This window comes from Halomonas campaniensis, assembly GCF_002211105.1.
GTDB lineage: Bacteria > Pseudomonadota > Gammaproteobacteria > Pseudomonadales > Halomonadaceae > Vreelandella > Vreelandella campaniensis_A.
Genome location: NZ_JPUA01000032.1, coordinates 102,702 through 111,732 on the forward strand (window position 1 = coordinate 102,702; position 9,031 = coordinate 111,732).

At 51.6% G+C, this 9,031-nt stretch carries 8 protein-coding genes; 3 read left to right on the forward strand and 5 right to left on the reverse strand.

Annotated elements, in window-relative coordinates; genetic code table 11:
* Both JI62_RS12170 and JI62_RS12175 read right to left on the reverse strand, forming a co-directional pair.
* Positions 1-729 (reverse strand): ABC transporter permease (locus tag JI62_RS12170; protein WP_170938546.1); only part of this gene is annotated, 729 nt, incomplete at its 3' end.
* On the reverse strand, positions 726-1,526 hold the full coding sequence (locus JI62_RS12175) for an ABC transporter ATP-binding protein (RefSeq protein WP_430750722.1): 801 nt from the start codon (positions 1,524-1,526) through the stop codon (positions 726-728). The genes JI62_RS12170 and JI62_RS12175, both read right to left, overlap by 4 nt.
* 76 nt (positions 1,527-1,602) lie before the next feature.
* On the opposite strand from JI62_RS12175, the gene JI62_RS12180 reads away from it, so the two are divergent.
* The 3 genes from JI62_RS12180 to JI62_RS12190 all read left to right on the forward strand — a co-directional run bounded on the left by JI62_RS12180 (position 1,603) and on the right by JI62_RS12190 (position 5,028).
* A complete protein-coding gene (locus JI62_RS12180) occupies positions 1,603-2,313 on the forward strand; it encodes an arylesterase (protein WP_088700421.1) in 711 nt (236 codons plus the stop codon).
* Positions 2,314-2,407: 94 nt separating this feature from the next.
* Positions 2,408-3,112 carry a transglutaminase-like cysteine peptidase gene (locus JI62_RS12185; RefSeq protein ID WP_088700422.1) on the forward strand — a complete coding sequence of 235 codons (705 nt, stop codon included), beginning with the start codon at positions 2,408-2,410 and terminating at the stop codon, positions 3,110-3,112.
* Between the two features lie 14 nt (positions 3,113-3,126).
* On the forward strand, positions 3,127-5,028 hold the full coding sequence (locus tag JI62_RS12190; RefSeq protein ID WP_088700423.1) for an EAL domain-containing protein: 1,902 nt from the start codon (positions 3,127-3,129) through the stop codon (positions 5,026-5,028).
* Positions 5,029-5,065: 37 nt separating this feature from the next.
* Here the strand turns inward: JI62_RS12190 and JI62_RS12195 are convergent, their stop codons facing one another.
* The 3 genes from JI62_RS12195 to JI62_RS12205 all read right to left on the reverse strand — a co-directional run.
* Positions 5,066-5,386: a tryptophan synthase subunit beta like protein gene (locus JI62_RS12195; RefSeq protein WP_088700424.1), complete on the reverse strand. Its 321-nt coding sequence runs from the start codon at positions 5,384-5,386 to the stop codon at positions 5,066-5,068.
* Positions 5,387-5,435: 49 nt separating this feature from the next.
* Positions 5,436-5,912 (reverse strand): hypothetical protein, encoded by a 477-nt coding sequence (locus JI62_RS12200; protein WP_088700425.1) that lies wholly within the window; start codon positions 5,910-5,912, stop codon positions 5,436-5,438.
* Positions 5,913-5,985: 73 nt separating this feature from the next.
* The coding region (locus JI62_RS12205; RefSeq protein ID WP_141101324.1) for a type I secretion C-terminal target domain-containing protein at positions 5,986-9,031 on the reverse strand (3,046 nt) is incomplete at its 5' end.

The window sequence follows — 9,031 nt, forward strand, 5'->3', positions numbered from 1 at the left end:
GCGGTCAACGCGAACATCGCGCACCTCTACCCCATCACGGCGTAGCTCAGCAAGTAGCCCCTGCACTTGATCCAGCGCTGCAGGAGCGCCTGCAGCTAAAATTTCAAACTCAATCCGCGAGCCTTCCTGAACCAGGCCAGTGGCCTCGACATCCGCCGTGTTCATCATCAGGCGCGGATTAAAGTTACCAAACCCACCGGACTGATCCGCTTCGCGCTCAATAATTCCACTAACGGTCAGTTCGGTTTGCCCCACTTGCACCCGGTCGCCCAGCTCAATCTCGACCAGTTCCATCAGTCGCGGGTCAGCCCAGGCTTCTCCAGGCGGCGGCCCCGAGGCGATTTGCTCAGTGCCATTGCCAAAGTCTACGTAAGAGACACCGTAGTGTGGGTAGGCCTCATCCACAGCTTTTAAACTGGCTGGCTGAAAGCGCCCATCGCGGCTAATCATCGACACCAAGTCCACTTGATCGCTAAGCACAAAGCCAGCGCTCTCCAAGCGCTCTCTTAACTCTGCAGAAAAAGGGTCGCGCTGCTCAAGCACTAAATCGCCGCCCAGCATTTGACCTGCCTGACGTTCCAGGCCGCGCTCTAAACGATCAAGAAAAAATGCAATCATGGTAGAGGCAGCGACTGCCAATACCAGGGCAATAAATAGCGCACGCACATCAGCAGCGCGCAGGTCTCGTTTGAGGCTGCGCATCGCCAAGCGCCAATTCACATCACTCATCGCCCATCCTCATCAATCGACACTGCGGTTGGCTTGATGTTTTCAAGTACGGCTTCTAACTTGCCATGATCTAAACGCAGACAGCGATCACAGCGCCGCGCCAGGGCGTGGTCGTGGGTAACCAGAATAAGCGTGGTGCCCGCCTCTTTGTTAAGTTGGAAGAGCAGATCAATGACTTGCGAACCGGTGTCAGGATCCAGGTTGCCAGTGGGTTCATCGGCGAATACCAGCTCAGGGTCGGTAACAAAAGCACGGGCAACGGCCACCCGCTGCTGCTCGCCACCGGAAAGCTGTTTGGGTAAGTGATTCACCCGCTCGCCAAGCCCCACGCGCTCTAACCACTGAGCAGCGGTATGCGTCTCCCCAGCTCGGGGCGACAGCTCAAGGGGCAGCATGACGTTTTCAAGTGCGCTCAAAGTGGGCAGCAGTTGAAAGTTCTGGAACACAAAGCCGATGCGTCCGGCACGCAGTGCTGCACGCCCATCCTCATCCAAACGGCTTAGCGCGTGGCCAAATAGCGTTAGCTCACCGTCACTTGGCGTATCAAGACCGGCCAGCAGGCCCAGCAGTGTTGATTTACCTGCACCGCTTTTACCCAAAATGGCGACGCTCTCCCCCGCCGCTACGCTCAGCGACAGGTCGTGTAAGATGGTGAGCGAGCGTTCACCACTGGTGACTTTTTTAGACAGCTTATCTGCGTGCAGTACAGGCGGCCTAACAGCGCCTTGGGGAACATCGTTAACCGCTTGGTTGTCGGTAGTAGGCTGGCGCTTGCCCTGGAGTGACTCACTTGACACTGTTTTATCAATAGATGAATTCGCAGTTTGACCTGAGGAGCTGGAATTTGAAGAACTGGAATTTGAGGAGTAAGACATGAAGCGTGGCATCCCTGTGGCATGGCATGGACTGAACCGCATGGTAACCGGATGGCTGGTACTGCTGATAGTCACCGTTGCCTCACCGTCTATCAACGCAGAGCCTGTTAATCCAGACGCTGCCCCCACCCTATTGGTGATGGGCGATAGTTTAAGCGCCGCGTACGGCATAGAGCGTGAAGAGGGCTGGGTGAACCTGCTAGCAGAACGTTTAGAAGGCGAGGTGCGCGTCATTAATGCCAGCATTAGCGGTGAGACCACATCCGGGGGTCTGCAAAGGTTCTCTGAGGTTATCGGACAGCGGCAGCCGGATATTGTTCTTATTGAACTGGGCGGCAACGATGGGCTGCGCGGCTTACCACCCAATCAAATGCAGGCGAACCTAGCCAGGATGATTGAGCAGAGCCAGGATGCAGGCGCTCAGGTACTGCTACTGGGAATCGATATTCCGCCCAATTATGGCCAAGCGTACCGGGATGCCTTTACCGGCGTCTTTTACTCGCTGGCAGAAGAGTATGACGTCTCATTAGTCCCCTTTTTACTTGCCGATATCGCCCTTGATGACGCGCTAATGCAGAGCGATGGCATTCATCCTACCGCCGATGCGCAGCCTATTATTTTGGAGAATGTGTGGCCCGAACTTGAACAACTTTTGCAGCCTCTTGTTGAGCGACAGTTAGAAACGACGCAGCAGGCAGCCACTCAATAAGCAACTAGCGCCACCCTTTTGACTGAGAGGTGTAGCACTTCAACCCGCCAGCTTGTAATCTTAACCTCAATTTGGCGGTTATTAACGGCGACTCATGCCTGCACCCTCTGATCACAGCCCTCCTGCATTCTCGCGTCGACAGTTTTTAGCAACTGTCGGCGCGCTTTGGTTGGGCGCAGGCCTTGGCATTCATCCAACGTCGGCGGCAGCGTTTGACCCTCAACGCTTACGACAAAGCATGCAACAGCAGTATGGACAGGCCGGTTTAGCCATATTAGAAGAGTGGTTTGCCCTACTTCAACAGCTGCAAGATCAAGATATTCAAGCCAAACTGCGTGGGGTCAATGATTTCTTTAATCGTCGAATCCGCTGGGTAGATGATATTCAAGTCTGGGGGGAGGAGGACTTCTGGGCCACGCCTTTAGAAGCGATGGGTAAGGGCCAGGGAGATTGCGAGGACTACTCAATTGCCAAATACATTACCCTTAAGCAATTGGGGGTTACTAGTCAGTACCTACGCATGATTTATGTTCGTGCACGCATTGGACGTAGTCAAATTACCCAAGCCCACATGGTACTGGGCTATTACTCGACGCCCGATGCAGAACCGCTGGTGCTAGACAACATTGTACCGTCGATCACCCCTGCCTCTCAGCGTACTGATCTCGACCCACTGTTTAGTTTTAATAGTGATGGCCTTTGGGCGGGTGGTGGATCGGAATCCCGCGCTGATCCATTGGCTCGTCTCTCACGCTGGCGCAGCGTCATCGAACGTATGCAAACCCAGGGTTTCATTTAAGAGGAATTGGCACGATGTCACTTATCAAACAACTTTGGATTGCCATTATCGCCCTGCTGCTGCTGTCGTTCACGGGCAGTCTTGCCATTAGCATTACCTCTAGCCGCGATTATATCGAGCAGGAAGTGCGTATTAAGAATGAAGATAATGCCACTGCTTTGGCGCTTTCCATGAGCCAGCTCGATAAAGACCTTGTCACCCTCGAGCTGTTAATCGCAGCCCAATTTGACACAGGTTACTACCGCCAAATCACGCTGCGTGATACAGAAGGAAGCGTGCTTATTGAGCGCTCATCCGAACAGTACAGTGGCGATGTGCCTGCCTGGTTTCGACAGCTTATTGAGTTTGATGTACCCAGCGGTATTGCAACGGTTCAAGACGGCTGGCGCCAGTACGGCACGTTGGAGCTTGAGAGCCAGCATAGTTTTGCCTATACCTCACTATGGCGCAGCATGCTGGAACTCGCCGCTTGGTTTTTACTTGCCGGAGTGATTAGCCTGGCGATTGCGACCGTGATCGTCCGGGGTATTAAGCATCCTCTCTCCCGCGTCGTTACCCAGGCGCAAGATATCAGCGCGCGGCGCTTTACCACGATTAAAGAGCCACGCACCCTGGAATTACGCCAAGTCACCCAAGCAATGAACGTGCTATCGGCCAATGTCCATCAGATGCTCAGTCACGAAAGCCATAAGCTGGATGAATTACGTCGGCATTTACAGCATGACCGTGTCACTGGCGCACTAAATCGTGACGTGTTTATGGGCAAGCTTGCATCTCAACTCAACAGTGAGGACGCTCGATCAACAGGTATGCTGGTCATGGTTCGCGTTCAGGCCTTAGAAACACTCAACGAGCAACTCGGTTACGCCGCCACCGACCAACTATTGAGCGCCCTCGTTAGCCAACTGGGGCAATTGGACAGTGTGTCGGCAGAGCCGATGGTAGGCCGCCTTAACGGCAGTGATTTTATCTTTATGCTGCCGCTTATGGACGATGTCGAGGAGCTTAGAATCCAAGTGATGGCCGTTTTGGCCGAGGTCGCCGCCACAGCGCCCGAGGCGAAGGTGTACTTGCCAACGGCCATTGTGCCTTATGCAGCACATGATGAACGCGGCACGCTTTTAGCCACCCTGGATGACGCCTTGGCACAAGCCGAAAGCCTAACCTCCTTTGAACAGGTAGTTGTACGGCAGCGCAAACGTGTCTCCCTCTATAGCAGCCATGCCGAATGGCGAAATGCACTGGAAGCAGCCATTCTGGTAGGCCCGGAGTTAGCGTACTTCCCCGTCGTGGACGCCCAGGGAGAGATCATCCATTACGAATGCCCGGCCCGCTTACTGCTAGGCGGGAATTGGCAAACCGCCGGTGTCTTTATCCCCTGGATTACCCGCTTTGAAATGGAGCCAGCGCTCGATTTAGCCGTGGTCAAAAAAGCGCTCACGAATCTAGAAGATGACCTTAAACCGGTAGGGATTAACCTCTCTGCGGCGTCTATCACTAACACGCAGTTTGTTAATGACCTGCGCACGTTGTTGGTAGCACACCCCTTACTGGCCAAGCAGCTCTGCTTTGAAGTGCCCGCCACCCTTAGCACCCACGCGATTGGCAGCTTACGGGGGCTATGTACGGCCTTACGACCCCTTGGCTGCACATTCGGTATAGAGCACGTAGGGGCAGAGTTCACTAAACTGGCAGACTTGCACGATGTAGGGCTTGCTTACCTAAAAATGGATAGCAGTCTTATTCACCAACTGCATGCTTCAAATGAGCAGCAAACCATTGTGCGCGGCATGGCCACGCTCTGCCATTCACTGGGCATTCAGGTGATAGGAGAAGGTGTTGCAGACGAGGAGGAAATCGCCTGCCTGTTCCGTGTGGGGGTCGATGGTGCCACCGGTCCAGGCGTACGTGCCTAACAAATAGACTTGAACGGCGGCGACTTAGATATACAGCCTAGATAGTGTCGTCGTCGCTTAGCAGCCCCACATCATTTTTTGACCGCAGCGATTTACGCTCCATCACTTTCGCCTGTGCAGCTTCAGGCAAGTCAGTGAACGTGATGAGCCCTTTGCTTAGTAACACCTCAAGAATATCTTCTACTACCCTCACAAAGGCTAAGTCGGACGCTATAAAGTGTGCTGAGGAGCCTGGTTGATCAGCAAGGAAAGCCAGCACCTCGGGTGAATCCGGGGCAACCGTTTCGCTGCACTCAGACGTTGGCTCTTTGCTGAGCATTAGGATCTCGCCGGATGTATTGCGTTTGGTGTAGAGCATTATCTAGAACCCCATCTTATAAAGCCAAATTTTCCGACTTACTGTAAAACTACTTTTGCGATGTTCTAGCATTTTTCTCAAGATCGAGATTCTTCAAATAACCTTCGTAGGTTTCGCTGTGTGTGATCGCGCGTGCCTCGGAACCTACTTTACTCGCCCACTGATTGCCACCACACAGCAAAGCTGCTTGCGTAATCAGATCAACATAAGAAGATCGCAAGATAAAAGCGATACTTTTTTCATAATCGCCGCCCTCACGCTCCATTTGCGTCGCAATTTGCCAATTCGAAATAGCATTCATTAGCACTGAGTTCAAGTGTTCAAAATTCTTGCGATAGAAAGTATTTCTTGGAAGCTTAATCAGCACATCAAAAAACAGCTTATTAATTTCTTCATCACTAAGCACTTTATCTTTATCGATCAAATCGTCCCATTTATGAGCGATATCGCAAATCATTTCTATATATTCGACTGCTAATTTATCGCCTTTCATCCAGCGCAAAAGCTGTATCTCATCAAAGTACATATTGCCCCCTTCACAATTGAAAAAAGCCCCACACGAAGAGTATGGGGCATTTCTTATCGCTCAGTCGTACTAATTATTGATCTATCTTAAGTTGGCCATCATCCAACATACTTTGAATAAAGTCCGAAGAGTTGCCACCTTGCGGCATCTCAACATCCTTCAATACGATACGCTGATCCGCGTTACTACCATCTGCGGCTAACCCACCATCAGATTTAACATGCAGTACAGTATCAGCGCCCTGCTGTTCTGCTTTAATGTACTGATCCAGGTTTTCCGCATTTTCCCCTTGCAGAAGATCCGCTATGTCCAATCGATCGGCCGCAGAGTCGGCGCCAAACTGCCCCATATTGAAGTCCATGACCTGATCTACAGCGGGTGTCTGCTCAGTCCCTTCATCGCTCGAATCCCATACAAAGGTATTGGCGCCGTTACCGCCATACATAATGTCATCACCAGCTCCCCCTACCAGCGTATCATTGCCACCTTGCCCAAATAGAATGTCATCCCCATCACCGCCGATTAGAATATCGTTACCAACGGTACCCGTGGAGTTATTAAACTCTCCATGATTATTGGTAATGTATGTATGGATCTGCTCAGCAGTAACTTGGTTAGAGTCTGTAAGGCCCAACTGGCCTGCAATATAAGCCTTAATAGCGGGCAAGCCGTTACCTTCAATCCCAGCAAAGGTAATCTGATCTCCAAACAGAACATCATTGCCCTCACCACCGGAAATTGTGTCATTGCCAGAAGGCAACTGAACATTTTCACCCAGAATAGCATCAGCGAGCTGCTCCGGATTGATGTTCGACTGAACGATGCCATCAGAGTCATATGCCTGAAGATTACTTTCGTTCAAGCTGCCACCCAAACCAATGGCATTGACCGAGGACTTACCATCCAGCAGTGCAAAGGCTTCTAATGAATTCTGTGCAACCGTCTGTGTAGTACTTCTGCCGTCACCAGCAAGTTCAGAAATTTCGTATGTACCGTCGCCCTCAGGCCTTACCTGACCGATAATACTGCTACTCCAACTTCCACCGCCACATCCAGAACTATGAGTCCACTGTTGCACATTGCCACTTGTATCGATGACCTCTCTCATCTGGCCATCGATATTCATTGAGTATGCTTGGCCAGGTGTGTAATCAATATCATCGATATTAAGATTCCAGCGATTCCCTCCTCTGGAGCCCACCACCGCACTCTCTTTTTCCTTAGCCTGGAAATATGTCGGTAAACCGTCGGTTATAAAATAGGTCATGTTAGTGCCGGAATTGGCCTGGACAGAATCCGTATAGAACCAGTTGGCAGTAGTTTTAAAGACATCTTCATAGTTGGTACCACCACCTTGCTGGAACCCATCTAGCACTGCCTGCAGCTTAGACAGTGCATGTGGATCCGACAGGTCAACACTGACATTTCTTCCTGCCTGGGTATCGAACTCTACCAAGAAGATGTTGACTGTGCCGGCATTATCCTCGCCCACGCTCTCTTTAAGGGTATTGAACACTTCGGTCAGTGATGCCTTAGCATTAGCAATATCGGCATTCGACATACTGCCCGATGTATCTACCATAAATGCCAAATTGTAGTTCTCACCTGGTACTAATTGCAGACCAGCAACATCACCAATAATGATGTCATTTGCACTGGTACCCGTGATGGTATCACCGCCTGGCGAACCTACCACAATATTGTATTGCTCCACAGCGGTGGTATCAGTGCTTGTTTCACTGTCGATGACTTGCTGGTCTCCAGCGGCATCTTCGTATACCTCGCTGGAAGTTACCGTAGCCGTGATATCAAATGCTCCGACACTCACAGGCACTTTCATCGTCAACATCAACTGGTCGACGCTATCCCCTGTAGGATTAGCCACCAGCCAACTGCCATCCGGCTGCATAACGACACCCTCACCGGTCAGCTCAACTCCAGCTGGGATGTCCGTCAAAATAATATCCGAAAGCACCTCACTGCGATCAGTATCAGTTAACAGGGCAGAGAGTTCGACCTCGATAATGTCATAGCCTGTCTGGGTAATCGTGGTAGTCGCATCACTGGGCAACATAGTGGAACCATCGCCAAATATGATCCCACGAATGTTATTGACGCTAATGGTCACACCCGTTGCTAAATCGGTGATGGTTCCGTCATACCCAGAGTTTTGGTGCTGTTCGCCTAGATTAACGGCATAGCTCGTTAACGGCTTGTTTAAGTAGACATAGTCTTTGTCATCACCATTGATCGAGTTAACTGCCTGGTTACCATTCACCAACTTATTGAAGTCACCGATGAGCGCAATAACATCAGCACCGTTAGTATTATTGGCACTACCTGGGTTTAGATTGCCGTCACTAAACGGGGGCTTGATAACCTGACCACTGATCCCTACAGCACTGATTTCAGTACCCTCAATAGTGATAGTGGCGCTGCTATGCTCAACAGTAATGACTGACGCACGTACAGACTCTAGTGTGTTACCCAGCGACACAGAGACATTGGGCGCATCGGCAACAGGTCTGATATCGATTTTGAGGGTAGCTTCCACTCCTTCATTGTGAGTATCAGTGGGCACGAACTGCAACTGAGCATAGTCAGCTTGCTGGTTCCCTACCCCCTCGCCACCATAGCTATCGAAGCCTGACTCATTAGCTTCTGGCATAAAGCGCAGTTGCCCAGCATCTATTTCCGCTCTGCTGAAGTTTGCATCCACAGCCACGCTCTGCCACTGCCCACTGGCATCTTTGAACTCCAATGCTCCAGAGGCAGGCAAATCGGTAATCACAATTCCCTGTTCAGCAGCAGGTGAATCGTCAGTGATATTAAAATCACTCCATTTCAGTATTAAAGCGGTGTCTTCCTCACCTGTTACTTGTCCACCCGCAGCCTCTGGGGCTGCATCAACACCGTAGCCACGATCCGCCGCGGCGCTGTAGGCGTTGCCCGCGTCGTCGCTGCCGGTGACTTCCGCGCTGACGGTGTCGTTCTCAGCCAGCACAGCCCCGGGCACGTCGATGGCGTAGGTGAGGTCTGCCGCTACCTGGCCACTGAAGGTCTCGCCGCCCACGGTCAGGGTGACGGTGTCGCCTTCGCGGGCGTCGCCGCCCACGGTG

Excerpts from the sequence above, each read along its gene's own strand:
- JI62_RS12200 (WP_088700425.1), bottom strand. The coding sequence starts at position 5,912 with ATGTACTTTGATGAGATACAGCTTTTGCGCTGGATGAAAGGCGATAAA.
- JI62_RS12185 (WP_088700422.1), top strand. The coding sequence starts at position 2,408 with ATGCCTGCACCCTCTGATCACAGCCCTCCTGCATTCTCGCGTCGACAG.
- JI62_RS12190 (WP_088700423.1), top strand. The coding sequence starts at position 3,127 with ATGTCACTTATCAAACAACTTTGGATTGCCATTATCGCCCTGCTGCTG.
- JI62_RS12180 (WP_088700421.1), top strand. The coding sequence starts at position 1,603 with ATGAAGCGTGGCATCCCTGTGGCATGGCATGGACTGAACCGCATGGTA.
- JI62_RS12195 (WP_088700424.1), bottom strand. The coding sequence starts at position 5,386 with ATGCTCTACACCAAACGCAATACATCCGGCGAGATCCTAATGCTCAGC.